Below are 22,345 nucleotides of genomic sequence, written 5' to 3' on the forward strand. Positions count from 1 at the left end.
GTACGCCTAACGGCGCCCCTAAATTCAAACGTTAGGCAGCAACAATGAATCGTCTAATATTCCTTCTGGTTTTAGTAGTCGCTAGCAGTACGGCAGTCGCCGCACCAACCTCAGCACCAGTTCGCGCTGAAATCGATGTCTTGCTGACCAATCTCCAAGCCTCCGGCTGTGAGTTCAGCCGCAATGGCGCTTGGTACAGCGGCGCAGAGGCCAAAGTTCACCTTCTCCGTAAGCTCGAATACCTAGAGGGCAAGAGCACGCTCCGCAGTACCGAACAGTTTATTGAGCTTGCTGCTTCGTCGAGCAGTTTCACCGGTCAGTCCTACCAAGTCAAATGCGGCAATACGCCGCCAGTTAAGAGCCAGCAATGGCTCACTAGGGAACTTGCCTCAATCCGCTCTTTAAGCAGCGGAGGCAAGCCATGAGTGCTGCCTGCATGCAGCCTAGCACTGTTAATGGGACGCCGAACGTGATGCCTTCTGACAAACGCTACAATAAAACGTAGAGCGCTGGCCTTGGCGGACACTTAAAATCGGTTTTCCGCACACTCTGCATGGCTCGCCAGTTCTGCCATACACAAAGTAACTTTGCTGAAAGTACCCTGGGTTGCCATCTGCGCCAAAAAAATCGCGCAAACTACTGCCGCCTGCTTTGAGCGCATCGCTGAGCGTGGCTTTAATCTCTTCTACCAAGCGTTCACACTGTTTGAGTGTAAGTTGATTGGCGGGTGTTTGCGGGGCAATACGTGCTCTAAACAGGGACTCGCTGGCGTAGATATTGCCGACACCGACCACTAGGTGTGCATCCATGATGGTAGTTTTGATGGCCGCGGTGCGTGTGCGCATATTGTGATGCAAATAGCGTGCGTTAAAAGCTTCTTGCAGCGGTTCTGGCCCTAGCGTAGCCAATAGCGGATGCTGATTGACATCGCCGTCCAGCCATAGCACAGCGCCAAAGCGCCTTGGGTCACGCAAGCGCACTACGCGGCCATCGCCAAAGCCAATATCTAGATGATCGTGCTTTTCAGGTGGGCTAAATTGTTCTAGCAGGCACAACCGGCCAGACATGCCCAAATGCAAGAGTAAAGTGCCGCTACGTGTGTCGTTTTGCATGGTGGCCAAAATATATTTGGCGCGGCGTTCTAACTTATGTAACGTTAAACCAGTGAGAATGCTGGGCAGTTGTGGCGGAACAGGCCAACGCAAGCCGTGATGACGAACCTCCACATGGCTGACGGTTTGCCCGAGCACAGGCATGAGGCCAAGGCGCGTGGTCTCAACCTCTGGCAGTTCCGGCATGGCTTATTTCAGGTTGATGGGTGGGTTGGTCATGCTAAAGCCCACATCGTTAGGAAAGTGGTAAATAATACCTTCATCCGCGCGTGCCAACAGATATTCCGGGGATTCTTGCATTTTATCAAAGTGTATTTTCTTGCCGTCTTTTAGCTTCACTTCAAACGAGGGGAAGGTGGCTTTGCGGTCTGGCGTATAAAACTCGACTGACGTAGCTTGGCTTTGCTTCCAAGTAAAATCCAACCATTCGTTCATGTCGTTTTGTGTGGGCTTGGCTTTGGGCGTGCTGATTTGCCATTTGCCTTGGGTATCGATATCAACGTTCAGGCGAATTTCTTCCCATTGCTCTAAGCGCCCTAAGTCCATTCCAACTATTTGTTTGGCTTCGGATGGCGCGATTGGGCGTTTATCCACAAGCTCAATGGCTTGTGCAGACGCTGCCTCACTGTAAGCGCCGGGTAATAAATACACGGCATCGTTAAAGCCAACATACTGCTCTTCTGTCACGGGATTATAAGCACCAAAGGCAAAGGTATGCGTCGCGCTGGCATCCGTCAGTTTGAGTTTGAGCGATGGGTTATCCAATCCGTATTTGGCTAAATCGGTCGCAGATAACTGCGTTTGGGATTTAGCCGCGATGATAGACAAAATGCGCTGCACCGACATTTGATCTGCACGTGCTTTGTATGGGGCAGTCATGCGCCATAGACCATCTACTTTTTCAAAGGCCAATGGTGCCTGAGTAGGAAACTCTACTTTGACTGTAGTAAAGCCGCCCATTTTGAGTTGGGAAATTTCATGCTCCGTTGCGGACTGCGTATTATTCTGTGGTCTTAAATGCAAAAAGACAGAAATACCAATAATTATTGCCAATAAACTGAGATTTATTAACCAACCTTTTTTCATTGCGACTTCCTAAAATCCGTTAAGCTTTACGACGCTTCCACCAAAAAAATATACCAAACAAGAAAATAACCACTGGCAGTATAAATTGTGTACCGTAACCAATCACCATCGCACTGATGGAGCCTTGTGGAATACTGATATTCACGTCTTTGAGCGGCATTGGCTGTATGGTAATTAACCTATCATCGCCCGCTAGCCAGTTAATGATATTGATACCAAAATCTAAATTACCGCCATTAGTAATAAAGGTATTAGACAAGAAATTGGCATTGCCTATGACCACCACGCGTTGACCTTTTTTGCCGTATTCACGCTCAAGCGCTACGCCAATATTGATCGGGCCCGGCTTGTCTTTAGCGCGATCGAAAGTGACTTTAAAGTTTTTTGCATCCGCAGGCACTTTGTCAGACTCTAACCAGCCATTGGGCGCCACATCAACCAATCGGCCAACCTTCCAGCCTAAGTCATCCGAGGCTTTTGCATCGATTTCATGGGCTTCCGGAAACACCGTACGCAACTGAAAATTACGCGTAATGGTGTGATCCCCATAAAAACTGGCAAAGGCCACTTTAGGATCAGCGTTATATTGTTCAGCAGATTTATCTATCACAATGCCCGGAGAAACCGTTAAGCCTAAATAATCCGCCACCTCCTTCATGCCATGTAGGTTATTGTCATCCAACAACCAAAGTACGTTGCCACCAGCCTCAATATACGCTTTGATTTTTTTAGCTTCAATTTCACTCACATCAACTTGTGGGCTTGCGATGACCAACATAGATCCATTGGCTGGCACGCCTTGCGCAATGGTTAAGTCCGGATTAGCAAACTTAAAACCTTTGCTTTCCAGCTGTTTACCAAATTCGCCCAAATCATGATTCTTAATGCCTTGTAAGTGACGCTCGCCATGGCCATCCAAATACATAATCGGTTGATTATTAGTACGAGACAAACGCACCAGTAAATTGGTCATTTCTTGCTCGGCAAATGGTGGGGTGATGTGTTCGGTGCGTTTGTTATATTCCACAACGGTCTCGCCATCTACTTTTACGCCAGCATCTTGCGCAAGTTTGGGCTCTTTAGTTGGGTTTACAAATGTAAGAAAAATGTTTTTCTTTTCGCGTTGATAACGCGCCATGAACTCGATTAAACTTTTGCGGAAAGTATCTCCGTTATTGGCATCATCATTGGTTGCATACACGGTGATATTCACATCGTTTTGCATTTGTTTCAGTACATTCACGCTGCCTTGCGTCAGGATATTGCGATTGGCTTGCGTGATGTCTTTTGCGTAACGGTATTGGTGTGTGAGGTAACCTACCATCACCACCAATAATAAAAATACGACGACAAACATCCAGTTTTGCGCCAATATTTGTAATCTTAATTTGCTATTAATCTTCATAATAAAATCTGGATTAGCCTCTTAAACGGTCTGCATCTAAGCGACGGATTGTTAATGTTAAAAATGTAATCACGAACAACAGAAAAAATGCCACATCAGCCGTATCAATCAAGCCACTGGCAAATGAACCAAAATGCTTTAATAGCGAAAAGTTAGCAATGATACTGGTTGGATCCCCACCAAAAAAACGATCCAGCATCATCAACACAAACAACGCAACAAAACTCAAAATGCCTGCCACAATAGGCTGCGTTGTCACGCTAGAGAAATAGAGGCCTAACGCACAAAAGCTTGCCACCAGTAAAAATAAACCAACAGAGTTGGCAATAATGTAACCAAAATCAATATCAGACCAAAGATTGAGTGTTGATAAGGTAAGTGCGATATAGACAATGAGGATGCTTAAAAAACCTAATAGACCAGAAAATTTCCCTAACACGATTTCTGTAATGGAAAGCGGCGCACTAAACAAGAAGGGTAACGTTTGGCTTCTGCGCTCTTCTGCAATTAAGCGCATAGAAAGCAGCGGTACTGCAAACAGCATGACAAATGAAGCAGCACCATACACGGTTTGCGAAACAAACTGCGTAAGCCCAATACGCTCGGCTGGGCGAATCGCACCTGAGGCTACATCTAGATAATTCGTGACCCCGTTGGCAAAGTAATTGCCAAAGATGCCCATCATCACTGCCAAAATAATCCAGCCCATGGGCGATGCAAACATACTTTTGAGTTCTTTTCTTGCAATACTGAATACCATGATTGTTCCTTACGCTGCTTTTTCTTCTACTGCAGCGGCTTCTTGATAAGTGAGCTGCACGAATACGTCTTCTAAGCTGGTTTGATCCGGCGCGATTTGATACAGCCCCCAGCCCTCTTTCACAGCGGCTTCCACAATCGCTTCATGCGGGGCTTGCCCTTCGGCAAAACGTACGCGCACCATGCCATCCACTTGTTCTACTTCGGTAATGCCGGGGATTTGCAATAAAGCTGAATCGGTAGGTGTACGCTTAAAGCCTAGCAAGAGCTTATTACCAATGCGCTGACGTTTCAGCACATCAATCCCGCCATTAAATACCAGCTTACCTTTATCAATAATCTGTACATGGTCACACACCATTTCGACTTCTGGCAGAATATGCGTAGACACAATCACACTGTGTTCTTGACCAATTTCTTTGATGAGTGCGCGAATATCGCGGATTTGAATGGGATCTAAGCCAACTGTAGGCTCATCCAGAATCACAACCATTGGGTTATGAATAATGGCTTGGGCAATCCCCACACGTTGTTGATAGCCGTTGGATAAGTTCTCAATCAAGCGTTTGCTCATGTGCGATAAGCCACAGCGTGCTTTGGCAATTTCTACTGCTTTTTTAATATGTTTACCGCTCACGCGATGCAGTCTAGCAGCAATGGTCAGGTACTCATCTACTGTAAACTCTTTATATAAGGGGCGCATCTCCGGCAGGTAACCAATCAACGCTTTGGCTTCCTTGGGATGCTCAATCATATCAACACCACAGATTTTGACGCTACCTGCACTAGGCGCCAAATTACCGGTCAACATTTTCATGGTGGTAGATTTACCGGCGCCATTGGGGCCAAGAAAACCTAATACTTGCCCTTTAGCCAGATGAAAACTAACATCGCTCACTGCCGCCCTACCCCCGTACAAGCGCGTGAGATCAACTGCTTCTACTGTTAAATTATCCATAAATAAACGTATCTTTAATTGTTATATGTGTCAAAAAAACCAACCACCTATTGAGGCAAAACTTGTAGAAAAGTTTCTTGCAAAACGATATAGTCGTAATTAGCAGTGTTGCAACATAACACTATCATTTGACAAATGATTGCCTAACCTTTAATTATGGATGAACTTGCATAAACTGTCACGGACTAAACATCATTGTCGCCGATGCCGTATGCGTCATTAAACGTTGCAAGCCAACCTAACAGGAATTATTTTGATGCCAAACATTAGAAAAGTTGTTCTCACACTCGCGATTTGCTTTGCGAGTAGCCATGCCGCTTATGCTGAGAGCGCTTCTACAGTACAACCAAAAGTACAACCCAAAATTACACAAGCCAATGCCGAGTTTGTTTATAAGTATTTATTGGGTGAAATTGCAGGACAACGTGGCGAACTCTCTTTGGCGAGCCAACTGTTTTTAGACTTAGCCAAACAAACACGTGATGCTCGATTAGCCGAGCGTGCCGCTAGAGCAGCAGCCTATGCCAACCAACCCGCCTTGGCGTTGCAAGCCTCCACCTTATGGACAGAACTAGACCCTAATTCAACCGAGGCACAACAAGCCGCCAGCCAATTGCTGGTAGCCAGCGGCAACCTAAAGGACGCCAAGCCACAAATTAAAAAATTATTAACAAAAGAAGACACACGTGCCAATGGTTTTTTGTATCTCAATACCCTGCTAGCCAAACAAAGAGATAAACAAGAGGTACTAGAAGTCGTACAAGACTTGGCCAAGCCTTATCCCAAATTGCCGGAAGCGCATTTTGCCGTAGCACAAGCCGCTTTCTTTGCCGATAAAATGGATTTAGCCACGGCAGCACTGGCTGAAGCAGACAAACAGCGTCCGGGCTGGGAACCTGGCGCACAAATGCACGGGCAGATGCTATTTAAAGAATCTCCGGAAAAAGCGTTGGAATTTTACAGGTCTTTCTTGAAAAAATACCCCAATGCCAACGAAGTCCGCATGGCTTACGCCAAAACATTGGTTAATCAAAAGAAAATTCAGGAAGCTAAACCAGAGTTTATCCGCCTAGTGGAAAGCTCTAAAGGTAGCCCGGAAGTGAGCGCAGTGGTTGGGCTTTTATCTTTAGAGTCCGGCGAATACACAATGGCAGACCAATATTTTGAGCAAGCATTGAAAAATGGCTTTAAAGAGCCAGATCAATTGCATTTGTATCTTGGTCGCTCCGCAGAAAAGCAGAAAAATGATACGCGCGCACTCAACTGGTACGACAAAATCCAGTCGGGCGAGCTTTATTTAGATGGTCGCCTTGCAGCAGCGCAAGTGGTTGCCAGAACCAACAATGTGGATGCCGCCATCAGCATGCTGGATGACATCAACGATTTAACAGTAGAACAGCAAATCACGGTCATTCAAACCGAAGCCAATCTACTTGGGCATGCCAAACGCCATCAGGAAGCCTTTGATCTGCTGCAAAAAGCCAATACCAGCTTTCCGGAATCGGCTGAACTTACCTATGACTTTGCCATGGCAGCAGAGCGTGCAGGCAAGTTAGACGTGATGGAAGACGCTTTGTATAAGCTGATTAAAATGCGTCCGGATTATGCCGCGGCTTATAATGCACTGGGTTACTCTTATGCAGACCGTAACATTAAGCTGATCGAGGCCAAAACCTTGATTGAAACTGCGCTTAAACTATCTCCCGGCGACCACTACATTATGGATAGTTTGGGCTGGGTATACTTCCGTTTAGGTGATTTGCCGAATGCTGTAGAGCAGTTGCGCCAAGCCTATGCCATACAAGCAGACCCGGAAATTGCAGCACACTTGGGTGAAGTCTTGTGGAAACAAGGTCAGCAAGAAGAGGCTAAACGCATTTGGGAGCAAGCGCTTAAAGCTTACCCAGAAAACGATGTGTTACTGGCCACTACTAAGAAATTCAAATCTTAAGCCATCGGTGATTCGTTAATTCGTACCGTTCAATCATTCTCTATTTGCTAGTTATCGTGCGCTTTTTTCTCGCCTTACTGTTGTTGAGCTTGGCAGGTTGTGTGACACAGCCTGCCATCAAACCAGCTGCCGACAGCACAATACACAAGCAACACCTGAATAGCCTAGGGCGAATTCAAGCCTTTAACCTTAAAGGTAGAATTGCCGTCAATGCCAACGGTAAAGGCTATTCCGGCAGTGTGACTTGGGCACACCAACAAGACAAAGACACCATGGATGTATTTACCCCTCTGGGTGGAAAAGCTGCACATATTGTCAAAAGCGCATCAGAGGTCAGCCTGACCAACACAAAAGGCGAAACCGTTTCAGCCCAAAGCGTAGAAGCGCTCACCGAGAAAACATTGGGCTGGCGTTTACCATTAAGCGGCCTGAGCGATTGGGCTGTCGGCAGGCCCACGGCTGCGCCGATTACGCATCAAGCCTGGGATGAATTGGGCAGGCTGACGCAATTAGAGCAGCAAGGCTGGCAAATCGAATATACGCAGTACACCGCCTACTTAAACACCGTATTGCCGCAGAAAATTACGCTTAAAAACCAAAGTCTGCAGCTCAGGTTGGTCATCGAACAGTGGTCGGCACTACCCTAATTAGATAATCTAAGCGCAAAACACCACCCTGTTTTCTCCTTCAGATTTGCTGGAGCTTGGCATAATAGACTATCCAATCATTCCGTATATTGATGATGTCGCCTATTTATAAAATATTATGCAGTGTACTACTGCTGGTGTATGCGCTACACAGCGAGGCCGCCACTTGGGTCAAACTGAAAGACAATACTTACTCAAGATTGATGCTGGACAGACAATCTGTCCTGACACATGAATCTTATACAAAAGCTTGGGTGAAGATTGAGTATAAAACGCCACAAAAAAATCCGGATTCCGTAGACAAGGAATACACCCTATCAAAAGCATTGTGGTATTTTGACTGCGCAGTGCAGAAAACCGCGACTACTCAAGTATTTCAATATTTACATCAAGAGTTAGTGTACTCGGCCGCTGTCGATCTCAAAAATGCTGAATTTACTGAACCACAGCCAGATTCCGATGTGGAAATTGCCATGCGTTATGTGTGCAAATCGGCCAGCAGTCATGCAGCTGCCAATGTAGCACCGCAACCTCCTGTGTCAACGCTGGGGCTAGATCCAAAAAAAGAAACCATGACCAATCTAGCGCCTCCCGCAGCTGGCAATGCTGCCGCAACGCCCATGAAGACAGCACCAAAAGCCGACAATGAGCCGCCTAAGAATGATTCACCTAAAAAAGCAGAAAAACCAGTGGCGGCTGAAAAGGCTGATGTCAGCAAGACCGCACCAGCCAAAGCAACCGCAGAATGGTCATACGAAGGCAAAACTGGTCCAGACCAATGGGGTAAGCTCGACGCTCAATTTAACACTTGTAGCACTGGCCTCAACCAATCACCAGCTCCGCTTGATAGCACGATTCATGCAGCGCTCAAACCGATTCGATCCATTCAGAAGTTTACTGCCAAAGATATTCAACGCTTGCCACATGGCATGCGCGTAAATTTTAAAGAAGGCAATATGATGGTGTTGGACAAATCTGCTTTCCAATTGAAATATATGGATGTGCACACGCCTAGTGAGCACCAAATCAACGGCCAGTCTTATCCTTTAGAATTGCAATTCCTTCATGTAGACAACAAAAAAAATGTTGCCATGATGAGCGTATTATTTAAAGCGGGTGACCCCAGTGAGGCGATGGAAAAACTATTGGTACAACTGCCTAAAACTGCTGGAGAAATCGCGCTACTCAAAGCACGTCTGACCCCAAGCGATTGGATGCCTACGAATCCTCAATATTATCGATACAGCGGCTCGCTTACCACGCCCCCCTGCACGGAAGGCGTACGCTGGATTATCATGAAATCACCAAGACAAGCCTCTAGCGAACAACTCAAAGCATTCGCGGATGCGATTGGCAAACCCAACCACCGCCCAACGCAAGCATTGAATGGCCGTACCGTGCTGGAATAAGCGACTCCAGCCTTTATCTGCATCATCCGCTAAAAATTACTCACCGTTAAGCCTGCATAGATTGCAGATGCGCTAAAATAAGCGCCTATGCACAGTCACCACACATTTTTGGCGCCCGCAAAAATCAACCTGTTTTTACATATTACAGGGCGACGCGCTGATGGCTACCATACACTACAAAGCGTATTCCAGCTGTTAGATTTTTACGATACTCTGCACCTATCGGTACGCCAAGATGGTCAAATCATGCGCCAATCCGAATTAGCCAACGTACCGGCCGAGCAAGACTTGTGCGTGCGTGCTGCACGCGCGTTGCAAGACGCCACGCACTGCAAACTAGGGGTTGATATTTCCGTGGAAAAGCATATCCCAATGGGGGGTGGTTTAGGCGGGGGTAGCTCGGATGCAGCTACCACGTTACTTGCACTCAACCAGTTATGGTCATTGCATTTAAATCGCCAAACCCTGATGCAGATTGGCGTACGCTTAGGTGCGGATGTGCCTTTCTTTTTATTCGGGCAAACCGCTTGGGCAGAAGGCATCGGTGAAGAGTTAACCCCAGTAAGCGTACCCAATACGACAGACGAAGAGACATACTTGGTGCTTACGCCACAAGTGAATGTCGTGACCGCACAAATTTTTGCCAATTCTAGATTGACAAGAGACACGAAACCATTGAAAATAGCGGACTTTTCAAGCCAAGCAAATTCTAAGTTATTTAGAAATGACCTTGAAAACGTAGTGTGTGAAGAATTTCCATCAGTTGCAACTACCCTACAATGGCTAAACCAGTTTGGTGAGGCAAGAATGAGTGGCTCAGGGGCATCTGTGTTTGTGAAGGTTAATTCAACGCAAGTAGCGGCTGAACTTTTAGCAAATAAACCTACTAATACCAATGGTTTTATTGCTAAAGGCTTAAATTATCACCCGCACTTCAAATTAGCCGATTAAAAGTTTTTTGGGGAATCGCCAAGCTGGTTAAGGCACCGGATTTTGATTCCGGCATGCGAAGGTTCGAATCCTTCTTCCCCAGCCAAATAAATGTTTAAGCGTGTAGATTTAATCAATTTACACGCTTAAATTTTTTGTACAATATAGCTAACTTCTTTTATAAAGGTTATCACATTGAGCAACGGCAGCATGATGGTGTTTACTGGCAATGCCAATCCTGTTTTAGCGCAAGAAGTAGCTAAACATTTGGGCATTGACTTAGGTCGCGCGGATGTAGGCAGATTCTCCGATGGAGAAATCATGCTCGAGCTACTGGAAAATGTGCGTGGGCGCGATGTGTTTGTACTGCAATCCACCAGCCACCCTACCAATGACAGCCTGATGGAAGTCATGGTCATGGTGGATGCGTTACGCCGCTCTTCAGCGGGTCGTATCACTGCTGCGATTCCTTATTTTGGGTATTCACGCCAAGACAGACGTCCGCGTTCTGCACGTGTAGCGATTACCGCAAAAGTAGTAGCCAATATGCTCACCAGTGTGGGCATTAATCGTTTACTGACGATGGATTTGCACTCTGATCAAATTCAGGGTTTCTTTGATATTCCGGTAGACAACATCTACGCGACACCGATTTTGATTGACGACCTGCTGATGCAAAAGCATAAAGACCTAGTGGTTGTCTCTCCAGATGTGGGCGGTGTGGTGCGCGCCCGCGCATGTGCTAAACAACTGGGTTCTGATTTGGCGATTATTGATAAGCGCCGTCCAAAACCAAACGTAGCCAAAGTAATGAACATTATTGGTGAAGTAGCCGACCGCACCTGTGTGATTATGGATGACATGGTCGACACCGCGAACACCCTATGTGAAGCAGCAGCGGCCCTTAAAAAACAAGGCGCTAAAAAAGTATTGGCCTATGCTACACATCCGATTCTTTCTGGTAGCGCTGCGGAACGCATTACCAATTCAGAGTTAGACGAATTGGTCGTGACCAATACCATTCCACTTAACTTGGCATCGATGAACTGTAAAAAAATCCGCCAATTGAGCGTAGCGCCGTTATTGGCAGAAACAATCAAACGCATTAGCCAAGAGGAATCTGTTTCCTCTTTGTTTATGGATTAAGTTGTAACGAATTAAAAAGTTAACGCATCAAAAATGACAAGAAGATAAGCCGCAGAAAGTACAACTAGTACGGCTAGGCGCAATCGACACAGTCAGTTTGGATGCGTTAATTTTTTCACCCTGTTTTCTGGTCGCGGAGAACAGTTTTTAACGCAGTAAGGCCCCAAAGGCTTAGCAGTAAATTTAGGAGTTTCAAATGAGTATCGAAATTAATGCAGTCAAACGTGACGTTAAAGGTACGGGTGCGAGCCGCCGTCTACGTCGTGCTGGCAGTGTGCCAGGTGTAGTATATGGCGGTGGTAAAGACGCGATTACTATTGAATTAAATCATAAAGAATTGTTTTTACAATTCCGTCATGAAGCTTTCCACGCCTCTATTCTAGATTTGAATTTAGATGGCAAAAAAGAAAGCGTTCTATTACGTGACTACCAAATGCACCCAGTACGTAACACGATTCAACATATCGATTTTCAACGTGTTTCAACCACAGAGAAAATCCACGTGAAAGTGCCTTTCCACTTTATTAACGCAGACGTAGCACCTGGCGTGAAATTAGGTGGCGGCATTGTTGCACATATCTTGACCGAAGCTGACGTAAGCTGCTTGGCAAAAGACTTGCCTGAGTTTATCGAAGTAGATTTAGCCAACTTGGAGATGGGTCACTCAGTGCACTTGTCACAAATCAAATTGGCAAAAGGTGTTGAGTTTGTGCAATTAGCACACGGTAATGATGCCGCTGTTGCAGCAATTGCTAAGACACGTGGCGGCGTATCTGACGACGCAGCAGAAGCGACTGAAACACCAGCAGCTTAAGCTAAACCGCTGTAAAATGAACGCGCACTTAGTACTAAGTGCGCGTTTTTTATTGTGTATTCGCGCTGTTTTGCCCCATTTTACTCATACATGAAAGTATGTTTGCAGATGCATGGAATTCGATTATTTGTAGGTCTAGGTAACCCCGGTGAAAAGTATGTGGCCACCCGCCATAATGCAGGGTTTTGGTGGGTTGACTTAATCAGCCAACAAACCAATAGTCCGCTTAAGCTAGACGCAAAGATGTTTGGTGAAACCAGCAAGATGAGTGGTCAAGCTGACACATGGTTACTAAAGCCAAATACCTTTATGAACGCAAGTGGAAAAGCGGTAGCGGCCATCGCCAACTATTACAAAATCAAACCTGCAGAAATATTAGTCATTCATGATGAGCTAGATTTGCCTGTAGGTACAAGCAAGCTTAAATTAGGGGGCGGCCATGGCGGGCATAACGGCCTGCGAGATATTCACGCAGCGCTGGGCACACCCGATTACTGGCGGCTACGGGTTGGCATTGGCCACCCGGGTGACCGCAATGAAGTAGTGAATTTTGTGCTGAAACCGCCACTTAAAGCAGAGCAGACGGCCATTGATGAAAGTTTGTACCAAAGCAGTAAGTTGCTTACATTGTTGCTTGCAGGTCAGTTTGAGCAGGCCATGCTGACATTGCATACCAAGGCCTAGAGTAGAGTTCAGGTTAAGCCACATGCGGTTTACGCATGCAAATATTACGCCGTTTATTGTACTAGTGCGGCTTGGTTCTGCTGCAGTGTGTAGGCTTCCAAATCCTTCGCCGACAGCGATTTAGCAAACAGAAACCCTTGCGCATAATCGCAACCGGCTCTAATCAGCAGCGCTCTTTGTTGTGGCGTCTCAATACCTTCCGCAATCACTTTCATGCCTAAACGGTGCGCCATCATGATGATGGCTTCGCACAAAATCAAGTCATCTGAGCCTTCTGACAAATTAGCGACAAACGATTTATCTATCTTCAAATAGTCGATCTTATACTTTTTAAGATATGACAATGAAGAGTAGCCGGTACCAAAATCATCTAGCGCTACTTGCATGCCTATCTCTTGAAATGCTTTTAAGCGCTGTTTTACCTCGCTAGAAGGATCGAGCAATAAGCGCTCGGTAATTTCCACCACAATAGCCTTACCTGGCGAATGCTCTGCCTTGGCAATATCAATCCAGCCATGTGCCTTATCATCTTCACTATTGAACTGTATAGGCGATTTATTCACCGTCACCTGAAAATTGGGAGAGAGATGCTCTCTCCAATGCACGGCTTGCTTAAGCGCCTCTCTAAACACCCAGTCACCAATTTCGTAGATCAAGCGTGTATCTTCTGCAATCGGAATAAACTCTGCCGGACTAATATCGCCGCGTGTGGGATGACGCCAGCGGCACAAAGCCTCCGCCTTGTGTACACGCCCAGTATGCAAATCAATAATCGGCTGGTATTCCAAATAGAGTTGATCATGCAATATCGCCTGTCTTAGATCATTCGACAGTTGCATGCGATGTTGCGCCACTTGTTGCATTCGCGCAGTAAAGTAGCTAAAACAACGCCCGCCCTTTTGCTTGGAGGCATACATCGCCTGATCGACGCTTTTCATCAAGTCGTCAATCAAGAGTGCATCATCCGGAAAAATAGCGATGCCAATACTGGCAGAAATATAGGCGGTTTCAAACGATAGCTGGAAAGGCTGCGACAAGGTTTGCAGTACTTTTTGCGCCACTATTTCCACATGATTAAGATCCTCATGACCGATATCTTCAATAATCAGCACAAACTCATCGCCACCCAGCCGGGCGACAGCATCGGATCCACGCATACACTCAACTAAACGATCCGCTGTGAGTTTAAGCAACACGTCGCCTTGATCGTGACCTAAGGTATCGTTGACCTCTTTAAAGCCATCTAAATCTAGAAAAATAAGTGCTACTTTTAGACCGGAGCGCTTGGCCTTTTGGATTTCCTGATCCAAGTGCGCATAAAACATACGACGATTAGGCAAGCCGGTGAGCGAATCAAAGTTGGCATGTTGCCAAATCGCCTCTTCTGATTTCTTTAAGCTAGAGATATCGGCATGCGTGCCGACCATACGTTCCGGAAAACCATTGGCATCACGGCTGACCACCATGCCACGGTCTAAAATCCATTTCCAGCTGCCATCTTTACATTGCTCACGGTGCTCATTTGAGTACACATCATTGGCACCCGTTAATGTTGCATCAAGCGCCTGCATCACGCTTACGTAGTCTTCGGGATGTACACGCTTTTTCCACTCTTCAATATCATCTTTAATCTCGGACTCTTCAAAGCCAAGCATTGCTTTCCAGCGTTTAGAAAACACCACTTGATTGCTTTTGATATCCCAATCCCACACACCATCACCAGCACCTTCTAACGCAAACTGCCAGCGCTGCTCACTCGCATTTAACTGGTTATTCACTTTATTCATGGCCTCAGCAGCGCGGATTCTGGCTGCCAACAAAAATAAAATCCCGGTTAACGAAAAAGAGATAAAAATACCTAGCAACCCTATCTGGTTAGCCCGTTTGTAGTCTAAATTTTGTTCAAATTTTGGTAATGATTTTGCCTGTAACTCCCACTCGTAACCCATGGCCTTGATAGTGTACTGTTTAGAAAACATGGCACTGACTGACTTGTTTTGGAACTGTGACTCGTGCGTTTTATAAATAGCCCCATGTTGCTTATTCTCGGCGCCATCTAACACGGCATATCCCAGCAATCCATTTTCCGCTGGGGCAATCGCTTCTGTAAAAAACAATTCACTATTGATGGTGGCCAATACCCAGCCATAGATATGCTCACGGCGTAACGTCACGTTATTATTAGTGGTGTTATTTTGATAAATGGGCAATTGCATTAAAAAGCAATCATTGACTTGGGTGCCTTGAATCGATTGCATCACGGGGGACACAATGACGGTATTCAAATCTGCCGACTTTTGAAACACTTCACGGATGGACAACTCACCCAACGCATCTAGCAATGTTTTGGTTTGTCGTGAAGCAATCAGCAATGATGAATTAGGCGCCGCATACACAATAGGTGCATAGAATGTGCGTACTTCCTTTGGCTGCATTCGCTCCGCTAGCGATTGCCATTCAGTGCTCAAGGTTTCATACGTTTCGGGGCGAGTAGAATCAACATAGCGTGCAAACGCGATACTGCGCAAACCGGGCAAATGATTGGGCTGTAATAGCACGCTTACATAATCATTAAACTCTGTCTCGCTGACAAAATTAGAAGCGCGAAAGAAACTTTGAATGCCGATCAGCGTATGCTCAAACTCTAGCAATTGGCGTTTGATTAAGCCAGTGGCCTCTTTTGCGTGATATTCAAAACGGATTTCTTGCTCAACATAGGCGTTATGTTTTTCGTTCTGCCAAATCAAATAAGTAATGGGCAATGCCGCCAATAGAAAAACCCAAGGCAACCATGCATCAGCATGGCGTTGCATAATCCATTTGTGATTGAGCATATGCCCTAACATTATCCGATATTGTTGTGCACTCTAGAATTGCATTATGCGCAAATTTTTAACAGGTTAAAAGTATTTTCGCCCCAAGTTAGCGCATCTTAGCGACTTATTTATGCAAATAATTATTTTGGCGACAAACTAACGAAAAGGTTAAAATAACGCACTTTACGTCAATAGGCTTTTGCGCATTGCTATTCAAGCATAAGTCTCAAACAACACAATTAAGGTTATTCATATGAAATGCGGCATTGTTGGACTCCCCAACGTTGGAAAATCCACCCTTTTTAACGCCATCACCAAAGCAGGTATTGCAGCAGAAAACTACCCATTCTGTACGATTGAGCCCAATGTAGGCATTGTAGAAGTGCCGGATACACGCATCCAACCACTGATTGATATTGTGAAACCGCAAAAAGTACAGCCCGCGATTGTGGAGTTTGTAGATATTGCCGGGCTAGTGGCAGGCGCATCTAAAGGTGAAGGTTTAGGCAATAAGTTTTTGGCCAACATTCGCGAGACCGATGCCATTGCACATGTAGTACGCTGCTTTGAAGATGCCAACGTCATCCATGTCGCCAATAAAGTGGATCCACTGTCTGACATTGAAGTGATTAATACCGAACTCGCACTCGCCGACATGGAAACCGTAGAAAAAACCATGCAACGCGAAGGCAAAAAAGCCAAAAGCGGCGACAAAGACGCCATCGCATTAATGAAAGTATTAGATAAAGTACTGCCAACCTTAAACGAAGCAAAAGCCGTGCGTACGCTAGGGTTAGACGCTGATGAACTGCAGCTATTAAAGCCGCTGTGCCTCATTACGGTTAAACCTGTGATGTACCTTGCCAATGTGGACGAAGGCGGATTTCAAAACAACCCACATTTGGACAAAGTGGTTGCACTAGGCAAAGCCGAAGGTGCACCAGTGGTCACCATTTGCGCGAAAATTGAAGGCGAGATTTCTGAGCTGGATGATGAAGACAAGCTGCTGTTTTTACAAGAGCTCGGCCAAGATGAACCTGGTTTGAACCGCGTGATTCGCGCCGCTTATGATTTGCTCGGCCTGCAAACTTACTTTACTGCAGGCGTACAAGAAGTACGCGCATGGACAGTCAAAAAAGGCGCCACCGCACCGCAAGCTGCAGGCGTGATTCATACCGACTTTGAACGTGGCTTTATTCGTGCAGAAGTCATTGCTTACGATGAATACGTGAAAAACAAAGGCGAGCAAGGCTCAAAAGAAGCTGGCAAAATGCGTTTGGAAGGCAAAGAGTATATTGTGCAAGATGGCGATGTGATGCATTTCCGCTTTAATGTTTAGTGGCAGGCAATTGAACACTTTAGAAAGCATATAAGCGGATTTTAAGTGTTTTTGCTTTGACAACCACCCCATAAAACACTAAAATTGCGGGCTTGCTTAAATCAAAGCAACCAGTTTACCGGTGATGTAGCTCAGCTGGTTAGAGCACAGGATTCATAATCCTGGGGTCGAGGGTTCAAGTCCCTCTTTCACCACCAACACAAGGTTTCACAAAGTATCGTAAACCTTCTAAAAGCCCCGTAGTTAATAGCTTCGGGGCTTTTTTATGTTTCAAAGAGTTGCATATTGCGTCTTTACATTCCAACATTTTTGACAGTAGAATTGGCAGTAAGCATGAAAGCTTGCATTCACCCTACTGTCAAAACTTCATGACAGCGTTATTTATCAAGGGTTTTAAGCGTATCAGCTGACGCTATTAATACTGACATTAGTATTAAATATCATATTTATAAGTGAATAAATTAACTGAGTGAGGTTACAAATGCCCCTTACTAATACAGCAATTAGCAACTCAAAACCAAAAGATAAGCCTTATAGACTATCAGATGAAAAAGGGTTGTACTTATTGATTCAAAATACTGGTGGGAAGTTATGGAGATTCGACTACCGTTACTTGGGCAATCGTAAAACAATTTCGATGGGATCTTACCCGGAAGTATCACTCGCAAAGGCAAGAGAAAAAAGAGATGATGCTAGAAGACTATTAGCAAATGAACCACCTGTTGACCCCAGTGATAATCGAAAAGCTTCAAAAGCATCTACAAAATTAAGCAGTGAAAATAGCTTTGAAGTGATAGCTCGGGAGTGGTGGCAAAGTTATATGAAAAACAAAGCGCCCTCTCACAAGGACAAAGTAATAAGGCGATTCGAATTATATTTATTTCCTTGGATTGGAGACAAACCTATCTCCGATATTACGGCACCACAGATGCTTGAGGTGGTTAAACGTATTGAGAAACTAAATAAAACTGAAACTGCACACCGTGCATTACAAACTTCTGGCCAAGTATTTAGATATGCAGTGCAAACTGGAAGAGCTATTAGAGACGTTACTGCAGACCTTAAAGGGGCGCTATCAACTACTAGCGTCAAACACATGGCCGCATTCACAGATCCAAAACAAATAGCCGAGCTATTAAATGCAATAGATGGTTTTAAAGGCACACTCACTGTTCAGTGTGCATTGAAGTTATCTCCATTAGTTTTTGTTCGCCCAAGTGAATTGAGACAAGCCAGATGGAAAGATATTAATTTAGATGCTGCAGAGTGGCGATTTTTAGTTAGTAAAACGAAAACTGATCATTTAGTACCTTTATCCAGACAAGCAGTAGCTATACTTAAATCGATACATCCATTATCAGGACGTGGTGAGTTCGTATTTCAAGGTGGGCACTCTCCATTGAGACCTATGAGCGAAGCTGCAGTGAATGCAGCTTTAAAAAGGATGGGATATGACACGCAGAATGAAATTACAGGGCATGGATTTAGAGCAATGGCACGTACCATTTTGCATGAACGCCTAAATATAGACCCTCATATTATTGAACACTGAATCGCCACTAATTTTATAGACACTCTTCAGCCGTTTTCTTGAATTGGTTTTCGTAGTCTATCGGAGATAGCAAGTTATTGGAATTATGACGTCGTTTTGAGTTGTAGAACAACTCGATGTAATCAAAAATATCCTGCCTTGCATCATCGCGATGATTGTATATTTTGCGTTTGATCCTTTCCCGTTTTAATAATTGAAAGAAGCTTTCAGCCACAGCATTATCGTGGCAATTTCCGCGTCTACTCATGCTGGACTCAAGGTTATGTGCCTTCAAGAATATATCCCAATCCTCGCTGGTGTATTGGCTACCTTGGTCAGAATGTATCAGCACTTTATGTTTAGGTTTCCTGCGCCATACCGCCATCAGCAATGCATCCAACACCAGCTCTTTAGTAATGCGCGATTGCATGGACCAACCCACAATGCGTCGTGAGAACAAATCCATGACCACAGCAAGATAGAGCCAGCCCTCATGGGTACGGATATAAGTAATATCTGTTACCCATGATTGGTCTGGCAATGTGGGATTGAATTGCCTATTTAACGTGTTGGGACTGGTTATATAAGGCTTGCCACCATAATGCCTAGGCTTACGGTAGCCCACCTGCGCTTTTAAGCCGTGTGCATGCATCAAGCGATAGACGCGGTTAACCCCAATACGCTCACCCAGTGCACGCATATCACTATGTACTTTACGATAGCCATATACGCCACCGGACTCTAGCCAACATTGCTTAATCAAGCCTGTTTGGCGTTGATCGTTCTTATGGCGAATTGAGTGCGGATGTTTTAACCAGGTATAGAAGCCGCTGGGATGCACCTCTAGCATCCTACACAGCCATCTTGTCGGCCAACAGTCCTGATGATCTTTGATAAAGGCATACCTTACTCGGACTGCTTTGCGAAGTATGCCGCGGCTTTTTTTAATAGATCACGCTCTTCTGTGACACGTTTCAGCTCTTTACGTAGCCGGTTGAGTTCAGCTTGTTCCGCATGTTTGGTTTGGTGGGTTGCTGCGTCGGGTCCGAACTTCTTCACCCACGCATAGAGGCTGTCAACAGTCACATCAAGTCGCTTTGCCACATCGGAGACTGTATACCCCCCTTCAGTGATTTGACGGACTGCTGCTAATTTGAATTCTTCTGGATATCGTTTACCGCTCATTTGTCGCCTTTCTTTGGTCGCCATTATTACGGCTCAAAGGCGTCTAGTAAACTAGTGGCGATTCACACCAACTAGCGCATAAAGTACCAGATGCACTTGGAGCTGCTTACAACCGTACTAAATTTATAGATCAGCGTACAACAATGATGCAGACTTGGGCAGATTATCTTGATGAACTTAAAATTACCCACGCTTTTAACGGATGAAATATCTGATACCAACATTATCACCTGCTAGGACTGCTTTGGGGACAAAGCGGACGTTCAAAACATTAATTACAATTAGTGATTTGAGTATGTAAAACTTGCAGGAATTCATAAAGTCCAGATTTAAGGACCCTTTTCAACATGTAGTATTGATGGAAGGGATGCAACCATTAAATCCCGTGTATTTACAGAACAAATAATACATCCCTCAGATGCCTCACCGGGTTTCAATTGATTTTCGCCATGAATATAGAAGCCATCTCGCCCAAGCATATTGTTGCTTACATGAGGTGTTAAAGGGACAGCTTTTTTGATTCTTCCACCAGCTATTTCAGTAAAACTTCCTAATGTATACGTCCCTCGTGGTATTGGACCTAAATTTTTAACCCCTTGAAACTCAGGTTTGTTCTTACAATCTCCATACCCAGAATAACATTTTTCGATCGGGTTAACACTAATACCATTTAAGTAAAATAAATCTCCAGTACTTTGATGATACAACCAATCTGGCATAAGTTATCTCCTAAATAGTTTTAGATAGTTGCGAAATTTATTTTGAATTTTCTAATTTGGAATACAGCGCAACCCTTTACTTTTAAAATCTATATTTGCGTAATAAGATGCTCTTTCTATACAGGATTCTGGGTTGTAGTCTGATTCATGTAAGATTTGAGCTTTTTGTTTTGAATTGAGATAGATTGCTTTACATTTCTTACCATTTACAGTTGTGGTAATAGGTCTAACTTCTTTACCAATATAACAAAGATAATTACCTTTTTGGTTAAGATTTTTGTTCGTATTGATCGGAATTAATTTATTAAATTTACGAGTGAAGTTAAATTCTGGATCTTCCCCAACTGCGGTAAGTACAACAGTTGGTTTCCCATATTCTATTTCAGTTGTTTTTCCAATAGTTGTGGTTAACACCCATTTTTTATCTAGGATTATTAATTTCAACTTTGGGTTACTATTATTTTCAAGAGTGGAAATATCTGTAACAATTTGTTGGACCTCACGGGCCGCAGAATTTTGCTCGATACTAGTCCAAATTCCACTAGCTGGATCTAGATTATTTTTTGGACTTTCTATTGGGTTGCCTCTTCCGTCCTTCAAAAAGCGACCTTTCGCATCTTTCACATACTGATTCTTGTTAACACAATCTATATCTTTTGCAGAAATACATTCTGCTAGATTAAGTCCATCTGCCAATGGAGGTGAGTAAGCTGCAGCGCTAGATTTACCGTATTGAATCAGTACTGATCCAGAAGATTTAAGGAAGCCATTTGTGATTGCAGCCTCGTCTCCACCTTGAGCAGCCACTGCAACCCCGCCTGCAGCACCTGCAAGAGATGCCTTTCTTATGGCATCCTCAAGGGTGGAGTTTGCTGTGAGTGTTTCCTGTCCAGCATTTAATTGACTAGTAATTCCTGATAGTACGCCTGCCTTAAAAGCTAAGTTCGCATCACCTGTAACTCGATAAGTGTGCCAAGCTGAATATGCAGCAGCCCCGCCTGGTCCGCCATATACTGCGGCAGCACTGGCTGCTGCTTGATTTATTACTGAACTTTCTTGAGTAGCTTTAAAGAAATTTTCTTCATTAGATTGTAAGGGCTCTGTTGCAATTCCCCATGCGGCATCTACAACCTTACCTTCTCTAAGCCTTCTTTCGGCTGCTTTGATAGCATCTGACTGAGCATTTAAAGTACGTTCCTGATATCGTCCAGCAGCTTTTACAACATCAACTGCATCATTGAAGCTTTCGCTAGATTGTTTTAAAGTATCCCTCCAACCCTTCGAATAGTTGGCCTCAATATCTTTTCCAGTTTTAGAAACATTCATTACAATATCTTTACCAATATGTTCGACTGTAGTGTAAATATTTTTTTCTATAGTCTCCAAAATGGAAACCTTGCCTAACTCATTATTAACAATCGTTATTAATTTTGCAGTTCCTAAATTTTTAACATCACGAGTGCCTGATTTGACAATATCATCTGCTAACTTAATTGCAGGGGCAGTAACTCCCTCCGTAATATCTCTAACTGGATCTGTAATTTCTTGGGGTAAGCACCTAGCACCTACTAGTTTGCATGGGTCAGGGTTAGTAATGATATTAGCAACGTCGCTTAAACTTGGAACTTTGATGCTAGGAAGCTTTATGCCAAATGCAAAGGATGAAACTGGCACAACAAAAATAACCAAAACGCACCAACAAATCTTTGATTTGAATTTTACTAATCCACTTAAAATTTTATTTAAGTATTCATTTTGATTAAATTCAAACATCTCAATCCTTAGGGTTATAGTTAAGAGCCATAAATAAATCGTAAAATTTTACGATCCTAAAAAAATTGGGTATTCATTTTT

General features: G+C 44.4%; 19 protein-coding genes and 2 tRNA genes. 12 read left to right on the forward strand and 9 right to left on the reverse strand.

From position 1 onward, the window contains the following. Positions 1-44 precede the first annotated feature (44 nt). Complete coding sequence (locus FG11_RS08300; protein ID WP_025224721.1) at positions 45-425, forward strand: DUF5329 domain-containing protein; 381 nt, start codon at positions 45-47, stop codon at positions 423-425. 27 nt (positions 426-452) lie between these two features. Here the strand turns inward: FG11_RS08300 and mutM are convergent, their stop codons facing one another. From mutM to FG11_RS08325, 5 genes are read right to left on the reverse strand one after another with little or no spacing between them, the layout of a single operon-like run. Then, positions 453-1,298, reverse strand: a complete 846-nt coding sequence (gene mutM, locus FG11_RS08305; RefSeq protein ID WP_047534255.1) for a bifunctional DNA-formamidopyrimidine glycosylase/DNA-(apurinic or apyrimidinic site) lyase — start codon at positions 1,296-1,298, stop codon at positions 453-455. Positions 1,299-1,301: 3 nt separating this feature from the next. Beyond that, positions 1,302-2,198, reverse strand: coding sequence for a DUF4340 domain-containing protein (locus tag FG11_RS08310; protein ID WP_047534266.1), 897 nt, complete (start codon positions 2,196-2,198; stop codon positions 1,302-1,304). A gap of 19 nt (positions 2,199-2,217) precedes the next feature. Beyond that, positions 2,218-3,603, reverse strand: coding sequence for a GldG family protein (locus FG11_RS08315; RefSeq protein ID WP_020182622.1), 1,386 nt, complete (start codon positions 3,601-3,603; stop codon positions 2,218-2,220). A 13-nt stretch (positions 3,604-3,616) separates the two neighbouring features. Further along, on the reverse strand, positions 3,617-4,363 hold the full coding sequence (locus tag FG11_RS08320) for an ABC transporter permease (RefSeq protein WP_025224725.1): 747 nt from the start codon (positions 4,361-4,363) through the stop codon (positions 3,617-3,619). A 9-nt stretch (positions 4,364-4,372) separates the two neighbouring features. Further along, positions 4,373-5,320: an ABC transporter ATP-binding protein gene (locus tag FG11_RS08325; protein WP_020182624.1), complete on the reverse strand. Its 948-nt coding sequence runs from the start codon at positions 5,318-5,320 to the stop codon at positions 4,373-4,375. Between the two features lie 256 nt (positions 5,321-5,576). Between FG11_RS08325 and FG11_RS08330 the strand changes: the two genes are divergently transcribed. The 8 genes from FG11_RS08330 (at position 5,577) to pth (ending at position 12,901) form a co-directional block, all read left to right on the forward strand. Then, positions 5,577-7,271 carry a tetratricopeptide repeat protein gene (locus FG11_RS08330; RefSeq protein WP_047534269.1) on the forward strand — a complete coding sequence of 565 codons (1,695 nt, stop codon included), beginning with the start codon at positions 5,577-5,579 and terminating at the stop codon, positions 7,269-7,271. Positions 7,272-7,327: 56 nt separating this feature from the next. Further along, on the forward strand, positions 7,328-7,918 hold the full coding sequence (gene lolB / locus FG11_RS08335) for a lipoprotein insertase outer membrane protein LolB (protein WP_047534271.1): 591 nt from the start codon (positions 7,328-7,330) through the stop codon (positions 7,916-7,918). A gap of 92 nt (positions 7,919-8,010) precedes the next feature. Then, positions 8,011-9,327, forward strand: a complete 1,317-nt coding sequence (locus FG11_RS08340) for a carbonic anhydrase (protein ID WP_020182627.1) — start codon at positions 8,011-8,013, stop codon at positions 9,325-9,327. An 87-nt stretch (positions 9,328-9,414) separates the two neighbouring features. Continuing rightward, positions 9,415-10,278, forward strand: a complete 864-nt coding sequence (ispE, locus tag FG11_RS08345; RefSeq protein ID WP_047534272.1) for a 4-(cytidine 5'-diphospho)-2-C-methyl-D-erythritol kinase — start codon at positions 9,415-9,417, stop codon at positions 10,276-10,278. An 8-nt stretch (positions 10,279-10,286) separates the two neighbouring features. Further along, positions 10,287-10,363 (forward strand) — tRNA-Gln (locus tag FG11_RS08350). Between the two features lie 104 nt (positions 10,364-10,467). Next, positions 10,468-11,403 carry a ribose-phosphate pyrophosphokinase gene (locus FG11_RS08355; protein WP_020182629.1) on the forward strand — a complete coding sequence of 312 codons (936 nt, stop codon included), beginning with the start codon at positions 10,468-10,470 and terminating at the stop codon, positions 11,401-11,403. Positions 11,404-11,599: 196 nt separating this feature from the next. Next, on the forward strand, positions 11,600-12,217 hold the full coding sequence (locus tag FG11_RS08360) for a 50S ribosomal protein L25/general stress protein Ctc (RefSeq protein WP_020182630.1): 618 nt from the start codon (positions 11,600-11,602) through the stop codon (positions 12,215-12,217). Between the two features lie 108 nt (positions 12,218-12,325). Beyond that, positions 12,326-12,901 carry an aminoacyl-tRNA hydrolase gene (pth, locus tag FG11_RS08365; protein ID WP_025224730.1) on the forward strand — a complete coding sequence of 192 codons (576 nt, stop codon included), beginning with the start codon at positions 12,326-12,328 and terminating at the stop codon, positions 12,899-12,901. A 53-nt stretch (positions 12,902-12,954) separates the two neighbouring features. Here the strand turns inward: pth and FG11_RS08370 are convergent, their stop codons facing one another. After that, positions 12,955-15,735, reverse strand: coding sequence for a bifunctional diguanylate cyclase/phosphodiesterase (locus FG11_RS08370; protein ID WP_160277150.1), 2,781 nt, complete (start codon positions 15,733-15,735; stop codon positions 12,955-12,957). Positions 15,736-15,970: 235 nt separating this feature from the next. Here FG11_RS08370 and ychF point away from each other — a divergent pair, with 235 nt between their 5' ends. From ychF to FG11_RS08390, 3 genes are all read left to right on the forward strand, one after another. Next, on the forward strand, positions 15,971-17,056 hold the full coding sequence (gene ychF, locus FG11_RS08375) for a redox-regulated ATPase YchF (protein WP_020182633.1): 1,086 nt from the start codon (positions 15,971-15,973) through the stop codon (positions 17,054-17,056). Between the two features lie 120 nt (positions 17,057-17,176). Then, positions 17,177-17,253: transfer RNA gene (locus FG11_RS08380), tRNA-Met, on the forward strand. Between the two features lie 284 nt (positions 17,254-17,537). After that, positions 17,538-18,608, forward strand: coding sequence for a tyrosine-type recombinase/integrase (locus FG11_RS08390; protein ID WP_081978202.1), 1,071 nt, complete (start codon positions 17,538-17,540; stop codon positions 18,606-18,608). A gap of 13 nt (positions 18,609-18,621) precedes the next feature. Here the strand turns inward: FG11_RS08390 and FG11_RS08395 are convergent. The 3 genes from FG11_RS08395 to FG11_RS08410 form a co-directional block, all read right to left on the reverse strand. Next, positions 18,622-19,772, reverse strand: a protein-coding gene (locus FG11_RS08395) for an IS3 family transposase (RefSeq protein ID WP_369751682.1) whose coding sequence is annotated in 2 segments (ribosomal slippage) — positions 18,622-19,535 and positions 19,535-19,772 — 1,152 coding nt in all. Because the reading frame shifts where the segments join, the coding sequence is not laid out codon by codon here. A 329-nt stretch (positions 19,773-20,101) separates the two neighbouring features. Beyond that, positions 20,102-20,491, reverse strand: a complete 390-nt coding sequence (locus FG11_RS08405; protein WP_047534277.1) for a tlde1 domain-containing protein — start codon at positions 20,489-20,491, stop codon at positions 20,102-20,104. A 51-nt stretch (positions 20,492-20,542) separates the two neighbouring features. Further along, positions 20,543-22,264 (reverse strand): hypothetical protein, encoded by a 1,722-nt coding sequence (locus FG11_RS08410; RefSeq protein WP_047534280.1) that lies wholly within the window; start codon positions 22,262-22,264, stop codon positions 20,543-20,545. Positions 22,265-22,345 lie beyond the last annotated feature (81 nt).

The sequence above is a fragment of the Methylotenera sp. N17 genome, from assembly GCF_000799155.1.
Lineage (GTDB): Bacteria > Pseudomonadota > Gammaproteobacteria > Burkholderiales > Methylophilaceae > Methylophilus.